Annotated in this window: 16 protein-coding genes; 8 read left to right on the forward strand and 8 right to left on the reverse strand. The window is 68.6% G+C overall.

Annotated elements, in window-relative coordinates:
* From BM396_RS10470 to BM396_RS10485, 5 genes are all read left to right on the forward strand, one after another.
* The coding region (locus tag BM396_RS10470; RefSeq protein WP_210187136.1) for a transposase at window positions 1-155 on the forward strand (155 nt) is incomplete at its 5' end.
* Between the two features lie 244 nt (window positions 156-399).
* Window positions 400-1,092, forward strand: coding sequence for a GntR family transcriptional regulator (locus BM396_RS10475; protein WP_043357745.1), 693 nt, complete (start codon window positions 400-402; stop codon window positions 1,090-1,092).
* A gap of 414 nt (window positions 1,093-1,506) precedes the next feature.
* On the forward strand, window positions 1,507-1,659 hold the full coding sequence (locus BM396_RS32740) for a hypothetical protein (RefSeq protein ID WP_167380416.1): 153 nt from the start codon (window positions 1,507-1,509) through the stop codon (window positions 1,657-1,659).
* Window positions 1,660-1,768: 109 nt separating this feature from the next.
* The gene (locus BM396_RS10480; protein ID WP_043379875.1) at window positions 1,769-2,842 is read left to right on the forward strand and encodes an HD-GYP domain-containing protein; all 1,074 of its coding nucleotides are present in this window, start codon (window positions 1,769-1,771) and stop codon (window positions 2,840-2,842) included.
* Window positions 2,843-2,969: 127 nt separating this feature from the next.
* Window positions 2,970-3,464 carry a CAP domain-containing protein gene (locus BM396_RS10485; protein WP_043357743.1) on the forward strand — a complete coding sequence of 165 codons (495 nt, stop codon included), beginning with the start codon at window positions 2,970-2,972 and terminating at the stop codon, window positions 3,462-3,464.
* A gap of 11 nt (window positions 3,465-3,475) precedes the next feature.
* On the opposite strand, the gene recJ is transcribed toward BM396_RS10485, so the two are convergent.
* The 7 genes from recJ to BM396_RS10520 form a co-directional block, all read right to left on the reverse strand.
* Window positions 3,476-5,293, reverse strand: coding sequence for a single-stranded-DNA-specific exonuclease RecJ (gene recJ / locus BM396_RS10490; RefSeq protein WP_081948574.1), 1,818 nt, complete (start codon window positions 5,291-5,293; stop codon window positions 3,476-3,478).
* 132 nt (window positions 5,294-5,425) lie between these two features.
* On the reverse strand, window positions 5,426-6,823 hold the full coding sequence (locus BM396_RS10495) for an NAD(P)(+) transhydrogenase (Re/Si-specific) subunit beta (protein ID WP_043357739.1): 1,398 nt from the start codon (window positions 6,821-6,823) through the stop codon (window positions 5,426-5,428).
* A 4-nt stretch (window positions 6,824-6,827) separates the two neighbouring features.
* The gene (locus BM396_RS10500) at window positions 6,828-7,283 is read right to left on the reverse strand and encodes a proton-translocating transhydrogenase family protein (protein ID WP_043379880.1); all 456 of its coding nucleotides are present in this window, start codon (window positions 7,281-7,283) and stop codon (window positions 6,828-6,830) included.
* Window positions 7,284-7,307: 24 nt separating this feature from the next.
* Window positions 7,308-8,525, reverse strand: coding sequence for a Re/Si-specific NAD(P)(+) transhydrogenase subunit alpha (locus BM396_RS10505; RefSeq protein WP_043357735.1), 1,218 nt, complete (start codon window positions 8,523-8,525; stop codon window positions 7,308-7,310).
* 207 nt (window positions 8,526-8,732) lie between these two features.
* On the reverse strand, window positions 8,733-9,026 hold the full coding sequence (locus BM396_RS10510; RefSeq protein WP_043357734.1) for an aa3-type cytochrome c oxidase subunit IV: 294 nt from the start codon (window positions 9,024-9,026) through the stop codon (window positions 8,733-8,735).
* A gap of 122 nt (window positions 9,027-9,148) precedes the next feature.
* Complete coding sequence (locus BM396_RS10515; RefSeq protein ID WP_043379882.1) at window positions 9,149-10,510, reverse strand: ABC1 kinase family protein; 1,362 nt, start codon at window positions 10,508-10,510, stop codon at window positions 9,149-9,151.
* A gap of 104 nt (window positions 10,511-10,614) precedes the next feature.
* Window positions 10,615-12,486 carry a M3 family oligoendopeptidase gene (locus BM396_RS10520; protein WP_091955064.1) on the reverse strand — a complete coding sequence of 624 codons (1,872 nt, stop codon included), beginning with the start codon at window positions 12,484-12,486 and terminating at the stop codon, window positions 10,615-10,617.
* Window positions 12,487-12,736: 250 nt separating this feature from the next.
* On the opposite strand from BM396_RS10520, the gene BM396_RS10525 reads away from it, so the two are divergent.
* The 3 genes from BM396_RS10525 (at window position 12,737) to BM396_RS10535 (ending at window position 18,120) form a co-directional block, all read left to right on the forward strand.
* Entirely contained in the window at window positions 12,737-14,221 is a 1,485-nt protein-coding gene (locus BM396_RS10525; RefSeq protein WP_043357728.1) for a sigma-54-dependent transcriptional regulator, read from the forward strand.
* A 246-nt stretch (window positions 14,222-14,467) separates the two neighbouring features.
* Window positions 14,468-16,477, forward strand: a complete 2,010-nt coding sequence (locus tag BM396_RS10530) for a L,D-transpeptidase family protein (protein ID WP_043379885.1) — start codon at window positions 14,468-14,470, stop codon at window positions 16,475-16,477.
* Between the two features lie 143 nt (window positions 16,478-16,620).
* On the forward strand, window positions 16,621-18,120 hold the full coding sequence (locus BM396_RS10535) for a peptidoglycan L,D-endopeptidase MepK (protein WP_043379887.1): 1,500 nt from the start codon (window positions 16,621-16,623) through the stop codon (window positions 18,118-18,120).
* A gap of 88 nt (window positions 18,121-18,208) precedes the next feature.
* Here BM396_RS10535 and BM396_RS10540 read toward each other — a convergent pair whose 3' ends face one another.
* Window positions 18,209-18,460: a hypothetical protein gene (locus tag BM396_RS10540; RefSeq protein ID WP_043379889.1), complete on the reverse strand. Its 252-nt coding sequence runs from the start codon at window positions 18,458-18,460 to the stop codon at window positions 18,209-18,211.
* Between the last annotated feature and the right edge of the window lie 157 nt (window positions 18,461-18,617).

An 18,617-nucleotide genomic window follows, 5' to 3' on the forward strand; every position in this document is an offset into this window, starting at 1 on the left:
CGGCCGAGTTCGCCACCCTCCGGCTGCGCCTCCTGAAGCTCGGAGCTCGCATCCGCGAGACCGCCAGCCGGGTTCGCCTCGCCTTCGCCGCCGCCTGCCCTGATGCTGACCTTCTGCGCCACCTCGCGACCGCGCTCGCCCCGGCGCCAGCCTGAACGACGGGGCAGCGACGCCCCGACGAACCCGTCCACATCCCTCCAGCGCTGACAAAACATTCCGGATCCACACGCGTCAGAACAGACGCGCGATCCCGCTCGCCATCAGCCTAAAAACCACCGCCGACAAAGCCCGATGAATAAGACGGGCTAGGATCTGGCCAAGGTTTGGGTTAGTTCGCTTGGGAGCGCACGACAGAGAATGCGTGCGAGACATCATACGTGTGAGCTGACTGGACGAGGGATGTCGAATTCCGAACCGCTGAGCGTGAAGCCCATCGTCGCCAGCTCCAGTCTCCGGACCTTGGCCTACGAGGCGCTCAAGACAGCCATCACCAACATGGACATCTACGGACGTCCGGACGAGGTCCGCCTCGACGAGCGGAAGCTGTCGCAGGATCTCGGCGTCAGCCGGACGCCGGTGCGCGAGGCCCTGACGGTTCTGGAGCAGGAAGGCTTCGTCCGGTCCGAGGCCCGGCGCGGTGTCTTCGTGATCAAGAAGAACAAGCGCGAGATCGTCAGCATGATCCACGCCTGGACGGCGCTGGAAAGCATGGCGGCTCGCCTCGCCTGCACCCGCGCCACCGATGCCCAGCTTCGCGCCCTGCGCGAGTCCTTCCCGGAATTCTTCGAGGGACAGCCCTCAGAGCACATCGATGAGTACTCGGACGCGAACATCCGCTTCCATCAACGCATCATCGCTCTGGGACACTGCGATGCGATTGCCGATCTGACCAGTAATCTTCTGATGCATGTGCGGGGCATCCGCAGCACGGCGCTCCGGCAGGGCGACCGGGCCGAGCGTTCGATCCGGGAGCACGTCGCCATCATATCGGCTCTGGAAGCGCGAGATGCCGACCTGGCCGAACGTCTCGTGCGCGAGCATGGCCTCGGGCTGGCTCAGCACGTCGACACCTACGGCGACTACCTGGACTGATCGGCGTCGAGACCGTCCCACAGGGTCCGTTTCGACCGACAAAGCCTCGCCGACCGCTTTGCCGACCGCATCGGGAATCGTCGGCGAGGGCCGCACGGTCGTGCGCTTCGGCTGCGACAGCACCGACCGACCCGGTGGTCTGAACCCCGACCGAGTGCTGGTTACAAATTAAATCGCGCACAAGCGTTGCCGCACTGCAAAAATTTTGAAAGGCGCGAAGTCTCTGTGCGCCACTCTCAACTGCGAGCGTGGCGCATGCGATGTGCGGCTTCTGTGCGCAATGCGGTCGCATCTCCGCCTTCCATGCATAGGCGGCATGAACGGTATTCGTTATCTGGCATACCAGTTTGCGGGGCGGCATGACATCTCTCGCACCGCAACATATCGCGGTGCCCGGCCGCCCTGGAGAGTCCGATGATCGCCAGCTTCCTCGCCATCTTTGTCGCTTTCGCCGTTTGCCAGGCGCTGCTGACCGTGAAGTTCGCCGACTTTCTGAGCTCCGAGCGCACGTCCGGTCGTTCGACTGTCGCACCGACCGGCGACGTCGCCTCCGCCAAGCTGGCCTGACGGGATCCGTCGATGTTTCGGTGAGGGCGCCGAGCACGGTTAACGCTTTCCTCAAAACTTGCGCGTAGGGTAAATGGATCGTTGACCCTGCGGGCGAGGAGCGACCGCGTTGGCCCTCGGCGCCGCATCGCGATTCTCGGACGGCCCCTACGTCCTTCTGATTTCGGATCGCCCATCCGAGCAGAGAGCCCTTGAGCGCGCGATCGCGCTGGTGATGGATTGCCGGGCGCTCTCGCCGGGCGCGCCGATCCCGGCCGAGCGGCCCCACCTCGTGGTTCTGGATCTTCCACCGGTCCAAGCTGCATCGTTGCGGACCACTCTCGACCGGTACAGGCCGTCACTCCCGCTCTTGGTTCTCGTACGCGGCGAGCCCATGGCGGGGGCGTCCAACCTCCGCCAGCTCCCCGCCGCGGCACCGCGCCAGATCGTCCTGGCGAATGTCTTCGCCATGATCGAGGAGGCGACGCGGTCGGCCGAGGCGCGTCGGCGACAGCTCGCGGAGCGCGTCACGGGTGCCACCGCAATCGTCGCGGACCTGTTCGACAGCGCCGCCCTCGGCGCCCGACTCCGGCGTGCCGACGTGGAGCGGGGAACCGAGCTGGTCCTCGCTGCCGTTTCTGAGGTCGGCATCGGGGCGTGGCTCGCCGAAGTCTGGCGCCACGAGATCGGCGTCTATCAGCACACGCTCGGCGTCGCCGGACACGCCGCGACCTTCGGGGCGCAGATCGGCCTCAATCGGACCGACCTCGCGCGACTGGTTCGATCTGCGCTGCTGCACGACATCGGCAAGTCGCGCATTCCGGTCGAGATCCTCAACAAGCCGGGGCCGCTCAATCCTGAGGAGATGCGGCTCATGCAGCGCCATCCCGATATCGGCGCCGACCTTCTGGTCGCTCAGGGTGAGTTCGAGGCGGCAATCATCGATGTGGTCCGGCATCACCACGAGCGCCTGGACGGCAAAGGTTACCCCGACGGCCTGGCCGGCTCGGCCATCTCGGACCTCGTGCGCATCGTGACGATCTGCGACGTGTTTTCGGCCCTGACCGAGCGGCGCACGTATCGGCAATCGGCGACCCCCGCCGACGCCCTGGCGACGATGGTCGGCGGCACCGGTCATCTGGATTTGGATCTCCTCCGCGCCTTCGCACCCTCGATGCTGGCCGGCATGTCCCTGGCGGCGTGATCACGCCGGGTACGTGGCGCGCGTGCCACGCGCGAGTGCGGCATCGTGCGGGCGCGCCGCGTGCCGCGCTTTCGCCGCAACCGCCCTGGAGGGAGGCGGGTGTCTGTCACCGATCGCCGTCCGGACCGTGCCGAAATTCAAGTTCGCCCTCGCCGCCGCCCTTCTGATGAGCCTCACCGCATGCGGCGGCGTCTCCGTCATGCCGGATGCGTCCGTTGAGAATGCGACGCATACTGCCGTGCTCGACGAGGTCGCGGCCGCGGCCGCGATTTCGGCCTACCGGGTTCAGAACGGCCTGAGCCCCGTCGTGGTCGATCCGGTTCTCGTGAAGGCGGCGGCCTTCCAGGCCGGCAACAACGCGCGCCACGGCCAGCTCAGCCACGAGATCGGCGGCAGCTTCACGTCGCGCATGGCCTCCGTCGGTCTGGCGAAAGCCTGGGCGGCGGAGAATCTCAGTGCCGGCTCCGAGACCCTCGAGCAGGTGCTCGCCCGCTGGAAGGCGAGCCCCGAGCACAACAAGAATATGCTGCTGCCGCAGATCCGCAGGATCGGGATCGCCCGCGTGGATGCGCCGACCACGCGCTACAAGCGGTTCTGGGCCCTTGTCATGGCAGGAACCTGACGCCGCGGCTCTCAGGGGTCCGCCGGCGCCAGATCGACGATCCGGAGCTGGGCCCGCTCGGCCCCGCGCCAGCGGTCGCAGGACAGCGTTCCGGCCACGTGCAGTTCCCGACCGATCCCGTTCAGCAGCGCGAGGCCGAGGGGGCGCTCGGCGGCACGGAAGCAGATGGCGCCCACCGCCTGTCCGTCGCGGCTGCGCAGGCGAGCCCTGACATGGCTCGACCCGACCACGCCGGCATCGACCAGGCGATGGCGCCCGAGGGCGAAGATCGGCTCCGGCGCGCCCTGTCCGAACGGTCCGGCCTGCTGGAGCAGCCGGACCGTTTCCGCCGTGGCGCCCCCGGCGCTGAGTCCGCCGTCGATCAGCAGGGCGTCGGCCGCCCGCGCCACGGTCACGCTCGCCCCCAGCAGCATGACGAGATGCGCCTCGAAGCGGGGGATGTCGTCGGTCCGCACGGTGACGCCGGCCGCCATGGCGTGTCCGCCCCCCTTGAGGGCGATCCCGGCCTCGACGCAGGCGCGCACCGCAAGCCCGAGATCTGACCCCGGGATCGAGCGACCCGAGCCGGTGGCGCTGCCGTCGGGTCGGATCGCGAAGGCGAAGGCCGGGCGGTTGAACCGTTCCTTCAGGCGCGACGCGATGAGTCCGACGATGCCGGGATGCCACTCAGGACTGGCCGTGACCAGCACGGTGCGGGTCGGGTCGAGCGTCAGGGCACGGTCCATCTCGGCCTCGGCCTCGGAGACGGCCTGCGCCTCGATCGCCTGACGCTCGCGATTGAGGCGATCGAGGTCGGCGGCGATCCGGGCCGCTTCGTTCGGGTCCGCCGTCGTCAGAAGCCGGGCACCGAGGGCCGAATCGCCGATGCGGCCACCGGCATTGATGCGCGGCCCGAGGACGAAGCCGAGATGCCACGATTCCGGCGGCTCGCTCAGCGAGGCCGCGTCCAGCAGGGCCGCCAGGCCGATGCGGCCGCGATGGCGCATCACCGTCAGGCCCTGCGTCACGAAGGCCCGGTTGAGACCGGTGAGGGGCACGACGTCGGCCACGGTCGCCAGCGCTACGAGGTCGAGGGCATCGGTGAGCTGCGGTTCGGGACGGTCCGGCCCGAAGAAGCCCTCCAGCCGCAGGGCACGGTTCAGTGCCACCAGGGTGAGGAACACGATCCCGGCGGCACAGAGATGGCCGAGGCCCGACAGGTCGTCGAGGCGGTTGGGATTGACCACGGCGCGGGCCGGCGGCAGCACCTCGGAGGCCGCATGATGGTCGAGGACGATCACGTCGAGGCCCGATTTCTCGGCTTCTTCCAGAGGCGCGTGGCCGCTCGTGCCGCAATCGACGCAGACCAGAAGCGTCGCGCCGTCCGCCGCCAATGCGGTGATCGCAGCGATGTTGGGGCCGTAGCCCTCGGTGATCCGATCGGGGATGTGGATCGGAGCCCTCAGGCCCACACCGCGCAGGTAGCCGGCGAGCAGGGCCGCGCTCGCGGCGCCGTCCACGTCGTAGTCGCCGAAGACCGCCACCGTCTCGCCGCGGCGCACGGCCCGGACGAGCCGGCGGACGGCGGCGTCCATATCGAGCAGCGTATTCGGGTCCGGCATCAGGTCGCGCAGACGCGGCGCAAGGTGGCGCGGCGCGGCCTCCGGACCGATCCCGCGCCCTGCCAGCACACGGGCGAGCAATTCCGGCAGGCCGTGGGCCTGAACCATCTTGGCGATGTGATTCTGGACTGCCGCGCCGCCACAGCGCTCCTGCCAGCGCCGGCCGGTGATGGAGGCGGCGACCCCCAGGAAGGGCGGCGGATCGACGGAGAGCGGGGCGGATGACACGGATGCCACCCTACACCGGGTGGGCCGCGGAATCTTGCGCACCGCCGCAACAGCGTCGGCGAACGCGCGCCGTCGCAACGAAAAAGGGCGGGCATCGCTGCCCGCCCCGGAAATCCGCCCGAGACCCGGGCCTCAGAGCGACTTCAGGATGCTGTCGACGACCTTCTTGGCATCGCCGAACAGCATCATGGTGTTGTCCCGGAAGAACACCTCGTTCTCGACGCCCGCATAGCCGGAACCCATGCCGCGCTTGATGAACAGCACGGTCTTGGCCTTCTCCACATCGAGGATCGGCATTCCGTAGATCGGCGAAGCCTTGTCGGTCTTGGCCGCCGGATTGGTGACGTCGTTGGCGCCGATCACGAAGGCGACGTCCGCCTGCGGGAACTCGCCGTTGATGTCCTCCAGCTCGAAGACCTCGTCGTAGGGCACGTTCGCCTCGGCGAGCAGCACGTTCATGTGGCCCGGCATGCGCCCCGCCACCGGGTGGATGGCGTACTTCACGTCGACGCCCTCCTTCTTGAGCATGTCGGCCATCTCGCGGAGCGAGTGCTGCGCCTGGGCGACCGCCATGCCGTAACCCGGGACGATGATGACCCGCTCGGCATTCTTCATGATGTAGGCGGCGTCGTCGGCGGAGCCCTGCTTCACGGGGCGCGTCTCGACCTGGCCCGTGCCGGCCGCCGCGGTGTCGCCGCCGAAGCCGCCCAGGATGACCGAGATGAACGACCGGTTCATCGCATGGCACATGATGTAGGACAGGATCGCACCCGAGGAGCCCACCAGCGAGCCGGTGATGATCAGCGCGAGGTTGCCCAGGGTGAAGCCGATGCCGGCTGCCGCCCAGCCCGAGTAGGAGTTCAGCATCGACACGACCACCGGCATGTCGGCGCCGCCGATCGGGATGATGATCAGGCCGCCGAGCACCAGCGCGGCGATGACGATCAGCCAGAAGATCGCCTTGGACTCGGTGCCGATGAACAGGGCGATGAGCAGGACGAGGCCGGCGGCCAGCAGCGCGTTGATGAGGTGACGCTGGGGCAGCATGATCGGCTTGCCGGACATGCGTCCGTCGAGCTTGGCGAAGGCGATCACCGAGCCGGTGAACGTGATGGCGCCGATGGCGACGCCCAGGCCCATCTCGAACAGCGACTGCTTGTGGAAGTGGCCGTTCTCGATGATGCCGAAGGCCTGCGGCGCGTAGAGCGCTCCGGCCGCCACGAAGACCGCGGCGAGACCGACCAGCGAGTGGAAGGCGGCCACGAGCTGCGGCATCGCGGTCATCGGCACGCGCTTGGCGATCACCGCGCCGGCGCCGCCGCCGATGCCGAGGCCGAGGAGCACGAGGATCCAGGCGCCGAACCCGGCCGGCGGGTGGCCGACCAGCGTGGTGAGGATCGCGAGACCCATGCCGACCATGCCGTACAGGTTGCCCTGCCGGGAGGTGGTGGGGTGCGAGAGCCCCCGCAGCGCCATGATGAACAGGACGCCGGCGACGATATAGAGAAGGGAGGAGACGTTCTCAGACACCGGCTCAGCCCTTCTTCTTGTACATGCCGAGCATGCGCTGCGTGACGAGGAAGCCCCCGAAGATGTTCACGCTGGCGAGCACGATGCCGATGAAGCCGAAGAACCGGGCCAGTCCGGTGCCTTTTTCGATCAGGGGAACGCCGACCGCCAGGATCGCGCCGACGATGATCACCGACGAGATCGCGTTGGTGACCGACATGAGCGGCGTGTGGAGCGCCGGCGTCACCGACCAGACCACGTAGTAGCCGACGAAGATCGCCAGCACGAAGATCGCGAGCCGGAACACCGTGGGATCCACGGCGCCGCCGGTCGCGGCACTGAGCCCGTGGCCCATGCCGTCGGCGATGGCCTGTGCCTGGTCGGCGGCGTTGCGGGCCACCGCGGCCGCCGCGCGCGCGGCGTCAGCCAGCACGCGGGCCTGATCGGCCGCCTGATCGGGAGGGACGATGACGGTTGCCATTCTGCTACTCCTCTCGGCCGGGCTTCACTGTGCGCCGGCCGGAGCGGCCGTGCCGGTCTCCGGCTTGGCGAGCCCCACGGACGCGGCTTCCGAGGTCGCTCCCTCGGTCTTGGGCTGGAAGGATGCGTGGACGACCGAACCGCCGCGGGTGAGGTTCGTGGCCTTGACCAGCTCGTCGTCCCAGTTGATGGCGAGCGCTTTCGAGTCCTTGTCGATCAGGGTCTCGACGAAGGCGTAGAGATTGCGCGCATAGAGGCTTGAGGCTGTCGCGGCGAGGCGCCCCGGAACGTTGACGTGGCCGACGATCTTCACACCGCGGTCGTTGGTGACGACCTCACCGGCCTTGGCGCCGGCGACGTTGCCGCCACGCTCCACCGCGAGATCCACTAGGACCGAACCCGGCTTCATCGAGGCCACCATCTCCTCGGACACCAGCTTGGGAGCCGGACGTCCGGGGATCAGCGCCGTGGTGATGACGATGTCCTGCTTGGCGATGTGGCCCTTGACGAGCTCCGCCTGCTTCTTCTGGTATTCGGCCGACATCTCCTTGGCGTAGCCGCCTGCGGTCTCGGCCTGCTTGAACTCGTCGTCCTCGACGGCCACGAACTTGGCGCCGAGTGATTCGACCTGCTCCTTGGTGGCGGGTCGGACGTCGGTGGCCGTGACCACCGCGCCGAGGCGGCGGGCGGTCGCGATGGCCTGGAGACCGGCCACGCCGACGCCCATCACAAAGACGCGGGCGGCCGGCACCGTGCCTGCGGCGGTCATCATCATGGGCATCGCCCGCCCGTACTCGGCGGCACCATCGACGACCGCGCGGTAGCCGGCGAGGTTCGCCTGCGAGGACAGCACGTCCATCACCTGGGCCCGGGTGATGCGGGGCATCAGCTCCATGGCGAAACCGTCGACGCCGGCCTCGGCCATCGCCTTCAGGGCCGCCTCGTTGCCGTAGGGGTCCATGATCGCGATCACGGTGGCGCCGCGCTTCAGCTGCGGCAGCTCCTCGGCGCTCGGTCGGCGGACCTTGAGCACGAGATCGGCGTCACCGGCGGCGTCGGCCGCGCTGCCAGCGATGCTGGCGCCGGCCGCCTCGTACTCGCTGTCGAGGATGCCGGCTCTTTTGCCCGCACCGGACTGCACCACGACGTCGGCACCGAGCGAAATGAACTTCTTGACGGTCTCAGGAACCGCGGCAACGCGCGGCTCCGCGGAGTCCGTCTCGGACAGCACAGCAATGCGCATGCGAGGGTTCCCCTGGAAAAGCTCGGCCTTCGAATGCGCGAACCGGCGACGCTTTTCGAGAGGCGGATCTACGATACCGCGTTGGAAGCGGCCGGAATGTAACTTGTGCTCAATTTAATTGCCAACAATGCGTCAGCGGCCCGCTCGGCGAATGCGAGCGAGCTCCTCATCCGAGGCAGACGGCGAACCGGCCGCTCGGGCCTCGCCTCAGGCGAAGAACAGGTAGAGGACGAGGAGGATGCCCACGACCAGCGGCGCACGCCAGCCCACGGCCGGCGCCAGGGCACCGACGGCTCCTGCCGCTCCGGCCACGATCACGCCGACGATGGCCAGCAGCCAAGCCTCGCGGATTCCGCCGATCGCAAGGGCCAGGACCCAGCAGATCACAACGCCGGTGGCAATTTCGACGAACCGGACGAACCCGCGATAGGTCTGTTCGTGAGTCCTCGCGTCCATCGCCGGGCTGTAGGTGTGCCCGGCCACCGTGTCACTCTCGGCCATCGTGCGCTCGTTTCCCTAAGACGCGACTTCTTGCGGTCAGGGTCGGATGTAGCTCAAGCGTTTATCTGCCGCAATCGGACGCACGCAAGTTGATCGCTCTCTCGGTGGATCTTCGATCCCGATCAGACCGGTTCCGGCAATCCCGCCTCGGCGAGGGCCCGGCCCTGGCGATCCGACAATTCGTCCAGCGAGAAATGCTCGATCTCGGCCTCGAACAACCGGTGGTAGTTGAGTTCCGACCTGAGGTGGAGAAACACCGCGCCGAGTCCGACGGCGGCGCGGTCCATGAAGACGAATTCCTGCGGAACGGTGACGGGTCCGCGCTCCTTCAGCGCCTGGTGGACCTGGAAGGCCTGCCGCCGGCCATATTCTCCGGGCTTCACCCCGTCCGCGACCGTGCGGGTACGATCCTCCAGCAGGGGGCCGTAGATGAATCGGGCCCAGATGTTCAGGATCTCGATCTTCTCCTTGTCGAGGTCCTTGAAGCCCCACACCTCGTAGGCGTGGACGATGCGGGCCTCGTCGTTCTCCAAGAGGCCGCGATACAGATCCACGACACCGCCCACGAATCGCGGATGGAAGATGCGGACGCAGCCGTAATCGAGCAGGTTGATGCCCGCAGCCTCGCCGCCCTCTGAGAAAACGGTGTAATTGCCGAGATGCGGATCGCCGTGGATCACGGCCGCGCGGCTGAACGGGTGCCACCACGCCTTGAACATCGCCTGGGCGATCCGGTTGCGCACCTCCACCGGCTCGTCGGCGAAGCCCAGGATCTTGTCTCCGTCGAGCCAGCTGAGCGTCAGGAGGCGCTTGGTGGAGAGGTCCGGAAAGACCCGGGGCACGCGCACCGCCGCGATGTCCTTCAGCACGGCCCCGTAGAGTGCCGCGTGCTTGGCCTCACGTTCGTAGTCGAGTTCCTCGCGGACCCGGGCGCCGATCTCCTTGGCGATCTCGCGGGTGTCGAGCCACGTGTTCATCCGGCGATGCAGCGCGAAGGCGACTTCCAGCTGCTTCAGGTCGGCCTCCACGGCCGATTGCATGTCCGGATACTGAAGCTTGCAGGCGAGCCGTTCACCATCCTGGGCGGTTGCACGGTGCACTTGGCCCAACGAGGCGGCGGCTGCGGGTTTGAGGTCGAAGCTCCCGAAGCGGCTCTGCCACCCGGCTCCGAGTTCCGACTGCATCCGGCGCCGGACGAAGGCCGCGCCCATCGGCGGCGCGTCGGCCTGGAGCTTCTGCAACTCGGTGGCGTATTCGGGGGGCAGGAGGTCGGGAACGGTGGCCAGCAACTGCGCCACCTTCATGATCGGACCTTTCAGGCCGCCCAGCGCCTGCGCGAGGGCGGCCGCATTGGTCGTGCCCTCCTTCCCGAACAGCCGTGCCATGGCCATGCGAGCGGCTACGCCGCCGACATTGGCGCCCACGCTGGCGTAGCGCCCGGCACGGGCGGAGAAGCGGTTGGCTTCGCGGTCGGTCTCGGCCATCTCTCGATCTGCTTGTCGTGTGATGATCCGGAGATAAGCCGCGCCCCCGCGTGAACCAGGGGCGTGGGGCCCTGCGCCGCGGGGGGCACCCCGCGGCGTCGCGGTCAGGGCTGTCCTTCCATGCCTTCCAGTTCGGCGATCATCCCTTCGATCATGCCGAGCCCGATCTGCCAGAAGCCCGGATCCTTCGCGTCGAGCCCGAACGGCGCAAGCAACGTGCCGTAGGGCTTGGAGCCGCCTGCCGCGAGCAGCGCGAAGTAGCGCTCCACGAAGCCCTCCTCCGCCTGGGCGTAGACGCCATAGAGCGAGTTCACCAGGCAGTCGCCGAACGCGTAGGCGTAGACGTAGAACGGCGAATGGATGAAGTGGGGGATATACGCCCAGAACGGCTCGTAGCCGGAATCCAGCGTGATGGCCGGACCGAGCGACTCGGCCTGCACGGACAGCCACAGGGCATTGATCTGATCGGTGGTCAGCTCGCCCTTCGCGCGGGCGAGATGCACCTTCCGCTCGAAAGAGTAGAAGGCGATCTGGCGCACCACCGTGTTGATCATGTCCTCGACCTTGGCGGCGAGCATGGCCCGGCGCTGGGTCGTGTCGGTGGTGGCGGCGAGGAGCCTGCGGAAGGTCAGCATCTCCCCGAACACGCTGGCGGTCTCCGCGAGCGTCAGGGGGGTCGGCGCCATCAGGGCGCCGTTCGGGCCGGCGAGAACCTGGTGGACGCCGTGGCCGAGCTCGTGCGCCAGCGTCATCACGTCCCGCGGCTTGCCCTGGTAATTTACCAGGACATAGGGGTGCACCGACGGCACGGTCGGATGCGCGAAGGCGCCCGGCGCCTTGCCGGGACGGGTCGGCGCGTCGATCCAACGCTCATCGAAGAAGCGCTTCGCGATCCCCGCCATCTCCGGCGAGAAGGCGTCGTAGGCAGAGAGAACCGTGTCACGGGCCTCCGTCCAGGGGATCGTCCGCTGCTCGACCCGCGGAAGAGGCGCGTTCCGGTCCCAATAGGGCAGCGTCTCCTGCCCGAACCACTTCGCCTTCAGCTTGTAGTAGCGGTGGGAGAGCCGCGGATAGGCCGCCCGTACGGCGTCGACGAGGGCTTCCACCACCTCGGGCTCGACCCGGTTCGACAGGTGGCGCGCGTCCGCCACGTCCTTGAAGCCGCGCCAGCGGTCGGAGATCTCCTTGTCCTTCGCCAGCGTGTTGGTGATCAGCGTGAAGACGCGCAACTGCCCGCGCAGAACCTCACTGATCGCACCGGCCGCCTCCTTGCGGACGGCTCCGTCCGGATCCTGGAGCTTGTTGAGCGTCGGCTCCAGCGGCATCTCCTCGCCCTGCACGGTGAAGCGCAGCGAGGCGATCGTCTCGTTGAACAGACGGTCCCAGGCGGCGTTCGACGTGACCGACTTCTCGAGGAAGAGCTTCTCGGTCCGGTCGTCGAGCTGGTGCGGCTTCTCCTTGCGCAGGTCCTCGATCCACGGCGCGTAGTGGGCGAGCGGCCCCTCCGCCATCGCGGCATTCATCGCCGCGTCGTCGACGCGGTTCAGCTCCAGGGCGAAGAACAGGAGATCCGCGGAGGCGCTGGTCAGGCGCTCGCGCGTGTCGCCGTAGAACTTGGCCCGTGCCTCGTCGGTGGTATCGCCGGAATAGACGAGACCCGCGAAGGACATCAGCTTGCCCAGCAGGTCCTCGATCCCCTCGTAGGTGCGCACGGCCTCCGCCAGTCGGGCGGACGCCTCCGGTCCCGCGGCGAGCTCGGCTATGCGGCCGGCATAGAGTTCGGAGAACCGGCGGCACTCCTCCTCGGCCCGGGTCATGTCGCCGGAGAATTTGGGGTCATCGAGGCCGGAATAGAGGTCCGACAAATCCCATTCCGGAAGATGGCCGAGGTCGGCAGCCTTCGCGGCGGCGCGCGCGGCGCTCACGCCCTCCGGCAGGCGGACAGTCACCGGCGATGCGGCGTGGCTCGGCATCATGTCGTGCAATCCTCTTTAAGGGCAGCGGCCCCGTACCCTGATATCGAGCGTGCCGCCACGCGTTCAACGCGGCGTGTCGGTTCGAAGCCCCGCGCGATCGTCGACGACACGATGCAAACGTCGTTAAGCGCCACTTTACGTCTGTGGGTCACCCTACGGCTCGAAACGAAACAGTCGCCGAATCGGAGCCCGTGACGGGGTTGAGCCCATGTCGCGAGCCCGGCCTTCGCGCGCCGTTCAGGGAGCCGCCATGTCCGCCACCGTGCTCATTGTGGACGACGATCCGGTCCAGCGGCGGCTCGCCGAGGCGGCGGTGCGCCGCTTCGGCTTCGAGCCCCGGGTCGCCGAAACGGGCGCGGACGCACTGGCCCTGCTCCGGTCCGAAGGCGCGGACGTCGTGCTCCTCGACCTCGTCATGCCCGGTCTCGATGGGCTTGGCGTGCTGGCCGAGATGCGCAAGAGCGGCCTCGCCACCCCGGTGATCGTCCAGACCTCCAACGGCTCCATCGACACGGTGGTCGGCGCCATGCGGGCCGGCGCCGTGGACTTCGTGGTCAAGCCGGCGGGCGCCGAGCGGCTGCAGGTCTCGATCAAGAACGCCCTGCGGGTCGATACGCTGGAGGAGGAGGTGCGTCGCATGCGCCGCCGGGCCTCCGGGGCGCTCACCTTCAAGGATCTCACGTCCAAAAGCCCCGACATGGAGCGGCTGATCCGCCTCGCCGAGCGGGCGGCGAAATCGAACATCCCGGTCCTGATCGAGGGCGAGTCCGGCGTCGGCAAGGAGGTGCTGGCCCGGGCGATCCAGGGATCCGGCGACAGGCGCGGCAAGCCGTTCGTGACGGTCAATTGCGGGGCGATCCCCGAGAATCTCGTGGAATCCACGCTGTTCGGTCACGAGAAGGGCGCGTTCACCGGTGCGACCGAAAAGCATGCCGGCAAGTTCGTCGAGGCCTCGGGCGGTACGCTCTTCCTCGACGAGATCGGCGAGCTTCCCCTCGACGCGCAGGTCAAGCTGCTCCGGGCCCTGCAGGAGGGCGAGGTGGATCCCGTCGGCGGCAAACGCTCCGTGCGGGTGGACATCCGCCTCGTCTCCGCGACCAACCGATCGCTGCTCGACCTCGTCAAGCAGGGCAAGTTTCGCGAGGATCTCTATTATCGCCTGAACGTCTTCCCGATGACGCTGCCGCCGTTGCGGGCGCGCCGCGAGGACATACCGGACCTCGTTCGCTCGTTCTGCGCGCGGTTCTCGGCCGAGGAAGGCAAGCGCGTGCGGGCCATCACGCCGGAGGCGATGGCACTGCTGACGCGCTATCCCTGGCCGGGGAATGTCCGGCAACTGGAGAATGCCCTGTTCCGCGCTGTCGTGCTCGCGGACGGCGACGAGCTGACCGTGGCCGAATTCCCCCAGATCGCCGCGCAGGTGGAAGGCTTCGACGTCCGCATCCCGGCCCTGCCGGTTCAGACGCAGATGCCGGCCTACGCCCCCGAGCCCGTGCGCGAGATCGTCCGCGTGGAGGTGCGCGACCCTCACGCCATGTCCCTCGTGACCGAGGAGACCGGCGAGATGAAGCCGATGGACGTCCTGGAGGCGGAGATCATCCGCTTCGCGCTCCAGTTCTATCGGCAGCGGATGTCGGAGGTGTCGCGTCGCCTCGGCATCGGTCGCTCCACCCTCTACCGCAAGCTCAAGGATCTGGGCTTGGAGGACGACGCGAAGACCGAGGACGCGGCCTGATCGAGCGCCGCGTGCGCTAACGCACCGACCGCATTCGGTCGGCGCGGTGGTGCGGGAAATTCACCTGATGCTGCACGCAATCGACCGACGATTAGGTAGATCATAAGCTGAGCAGCATTAGAAATGACACATTCATCTGCGCGACAGAGGTTCTATTCGCGACGACTGCGGTTGCTGAAAGCCACGCTTGCGCGGATAATCACACTCTGAGCGTGCGGTCCTGCCGCCGCACCCCGGGAGATCACGATGCGCGTCCCGCGCTCCAGCCTCATGGCGCTGGCCGCCCTTCTCTGCGGTACGCTGGCCCCGGCCGCCTCGCTTCGTGCGGAGACCGTCTCGCTGGACCAGCCCTCCGCCGATGTCCCGGCATCGCCAGCCACCGCGCCGCCTGCGCAGGCGGCTCCCTCGGCTTCGGCCACGACGGCTCTACCCGACTACAAGCCTGAGGCACCGGCGGCCGAGCCGGCACCGGCCCCCGCCGCCACGGCGCCGGTCGCCCCGACGGATCCGCTCGGTGCTGCGGTCTTCGCCCGCTTCGCGGATCCCGCCCCCCTTCTGCTCCGTCTGACCGGCAAGGATCGCGATGCGATCCGGAGCTTCTATGAAGCCCGCACCTACAAGCCCCTCTGGATCTCCGGCGGGGCGTGGACCGAGGCCGCAAAGGCGGTGTCGGCCCGGCTGGCGGCTGCCGCCGAGGACGGTCTCGACTCGCGTGCCTACACAGTCCCGTCGCTGCCCGATAAGCCGGACGAGAAGGCGCTCGCCGATGCCGATCTCCGCCTGTCCGCGGCGGCCGTGCTTTATGCCCGGGACGCCCGTGGCGGCCGCGTCAACCTGGCCTCGATCTCGCGGCTGATCACGCCGCATCTCGATCTTCCCGCCGGGGACGCGGTGCTGGCGAAGCTCGATGAAGCCGGCGCGAAGGCCGGCGAGGCGCTCCAGGGCTACAATCCGGCGACGCCCGGCTATCTCGCCCTCAAGGCGCGTCTCGCCGCCCTGCGCGGTCCCGTGGCGACCGCCGTGAAGCCGCTGCGTCTTCCGGCCGGGCCGGCCTTGCGCGTCGGCATGCGCGATGCCCGCGTGCCGCTGCTCCGGACGCATTTCAATCTGGAGAGCCGCCCGGCCGGAACGTTCGACAAGCCCCCCGGCGAGCCGGACGAGTACGATTCCGTGGTTGCCGACGCGGTCGCGAAGTTCCAGCGCGGCCGCGGGCTGCCGGGCAACGGGGTCCTGAACGTCCAGACGGTCCTGGCCCTGGCCGATGCCGGTCGCGCCGCACGCCCGACGGGGGGCGAGGCCGAACTCATCGTCAACATGGAGCGGTGGCGGTGGCTTCCCGGCGATCTGGGATCCGACTACATCCTGGTCAACGTCCCGGAATACCGCCTGCGCGCCTACCGGGGCGGCGTCCTGCGCGATGAGGCGCGGGTCATCGTCGGCAAGCCGGAATCGCGGACGCCCCTGTTCTCGGGGCTGATGGAATACGCGGTCGTCAACCCGTCCTGGTACGTGCCGCCCTCGATCCTGAAGACGATGGCGCCGAAGCTCGCCGGCTACGGTGGCAAGACCTGGGGGGGCTACGAGGTCGTCCGCCGCGGGGGGCACATCTCGCTCCGCCAGCCCCCCGGCGAGCGCAATGCGCTCGGCTTCATCAAGTTCATGTTCCCGAACCAGCACGCGGTCTACCTGCACGATACGCCCAACCGCTCGCTGTTCTCAGCCTCGAAGCGGGATTTCAGCCACGGCTGCGTGCGCGTCGACGACCCGTTCCGCCTTGCCGACGCGGTGCTGCCGGACTGGTCTCAGGACAGGTTGAAGAAGCTGATCGGCAAGGGCGAGCGGACGATCCGGCTGCCGGAGAAGCTGCCGGTCCATCTCGCCTACTTCACCGCCTTCGTGGACGATGGCGGCACCTACCGCACCTTGCCGGACCTTTACGGCTACGACGCGCCGATGCGCGCGGCCCTCGGGCTGCCCGGCGGCGGCGGACCGGCGATTGCCCGGCTGCCGGACGAGCCGCCGCGGCGCAAGGCCGAGTCTGCGCCGAAGCCGCCCGTGGCGCGGACGGTCCATCGCCGCGCGCCCGAGCGCCCGGTGGCCAATGCCGAGGCGTGGCCCGAAGGGCGCTACGAGGAAGCGGACACGCGGCGCCGGTCCCTGCGCCGCGCCGCCCGGGCCGACAGCGCGCCGGAATACGGCGAGCCCGGGCTCTGGACGCCTGCGCCGCAGCAATCGGCGCCGCGCGGGTGGTGGTAGGCCACCCGCGGAACCCGCAACTTTCGCGTGCGCAGACGCACAGCCGGGCACGATTTCGCCACGGTCGAGCCTTAGCCGTTTCGACCGACAGCCTGGGCTGAGATGCGTTCGGGCGAGGGTTTCGGGAGAGGATCAGGACCGTCGTGCCCAGTCTCCCGCGTCCCCTCCGTCACCTCGCCCTCGGCTTGTCCGGCCTCTTGCTCGGAGTGCTGGTCGGGACGGCCGAAACCGAGGACGCGGTGGCCAACGGCGACACCCGCTCGCTGACCATCTACCACACGCACACGCAGGAAAGCGCGACCATCACGTTCAAGCGCGATGGCCGCTACGACCGCGCGGCCCTCGATCAGCTGAACTGGCTGCTCCGCGACTGGCGAATCAACGAGCCCACCAAGATGGATCCGCGGCTGTTCGATACGGTCTGGGAGGCCTATCGCCAGGTCGGCTCGTCGCAACCGATCCACATCGTCTCGGCCTATCGGTCCCCCGGCACCAACGCGATGCTTCGCCGCCGCTCCAAGATGGTGGCCGAGTACAGCCAGCACATGCTCGGCAAGGCGATGGACTTCTTCGTGCCAGACGTCTCGATCGACCGAATCCGCGAGGTCGGGCTCCAGATGCAGCGGGGCGGCGTCGGCTGGTATCCGCATGCCGGAACGCCCTTCGTGCATCTCGATGTCGGTTCCGTGCGGATGTGGCCGCGGATGACCCACGATCAGCTCGCCCGGCTCTTCCCCGACGGCAAGACCGTGCTGCTCCCGAGCGACAACCGTCCCTTCCCGCGCTACGAGGAGGCCAAGGCCGAGATCCTGGCCCGCGGCGGTACCGTCGCGGGGATCACGACCCAGATGGCCGGCGGCGAGGAAGAAGACGGTCCCGGCCTGTTCGGCTTCCTGGCGAGTCTGTTCGGCGGCGGTCGATCCAGCCCCGAGCCCGCTCCGGCACCGCCGCCGGTGGCGGTCGAGAAGAAGGGGCGGCGCGCCCCCGTCGTCGCCGTGGCGAGCGCCGATCCGCAGGATCCGGTGGGCGCACGGACGGCCCTCGCCTATGCGGCCCCCGCCACCGACGACGCGCTGCGCGGTTCGCTGGCGGCGCGGGCTCAGGCGAAGAGCGCGGAGATCAAGCCGTCCGATGCCAAGTCGCTTCTGACGGCCGATCAAACCGCGCCCGCCGACGACGCTATGCCGGCGGTCACGACGCCGCTGCCGCCGCGGCGTCCCTCGGACCTCGCAGCCGCGGTTGCGAGCCTGAACATGCCGCTTCCGCCACCGCGCCCGGTGCAATTCGCCGCGCTCGAGCGCGGGATGGCCAATCTTCCGTCCGCGAGCGAGATCCGCGCCCTCGGCAAGCCCACGGCGCCGGATCCGGTTCGTCCGCGTTCGCTCGTGGCTCCGGACGCGGACGCCAAGGCCCAGCTGCGCGCCCTGTTCGATTCCGTGTCGGCCGGTCCCGTTGCGACGCCGGCGAGCCGCGCTGTCCCCGTGCATGTGGCTGCCACGCGTCTCCGCGGTGCAGCGCCCGACTCGGTCGTCGCTGCGGTTCCGGACCGCGTCACGACGCGGTTCAGCACGCGCAGTCCGGGCGATGACCTGACAACCCGGTTTACCGGCTCCGCTGCCCGCGCCTTGCCCGGAGCACGCTGATCGAGGGGTCGGTCTGACGGGGAGGTGCGCTTCGCCTGCCCGTCCGCGTCGGACGGCTCGTGCGGGGCGGCCAGAGCGCCCGTTCGACTCAGCGCAGGGGCTTGGACAGGTTGACCGCCAAGGCGCCGACCAGCGTTGCCGCGTAGCTGTCGTCCTGCGTCCCGGCGATGCGTTCAGCTTCGCCGCCGCTGTTGGCCGCGACTGACATCATCAGCATCACGGCGGTCACCAAGCCGCCCAGGCCGCCGACCAGGGCGAGATACGCACGGACGGCCGCGCGCGGCACTGACGCGGCCGCATCGGTCCCGGTGAGGCACAGCGGCGATGGGCTGTGAGACATCTTGACGGCCGATTCTGACGGGCGACGTTGTCCCGACGCAGGCCGAATAGGCGCACGCCAGACCGCCTCGTTCAACGAAAGAACGCCTCACAAAGAGTCGAGTTCAACCGAAAGGCGAGGTTTTTCCACTGGTCTTCATTCGGATGGTTGATCGCCG

The sequence above is a fragment of the Methylobacterium sp. UNCCL125 genome, from assembly GCF_900116795.1.
GTDB lineage: Bacteria > Pseudomonadota > Alphaproteobacteria > Rhizobiales > Beijerinckiaceae > Methylobacterium > Methylobacterium fujisawaense.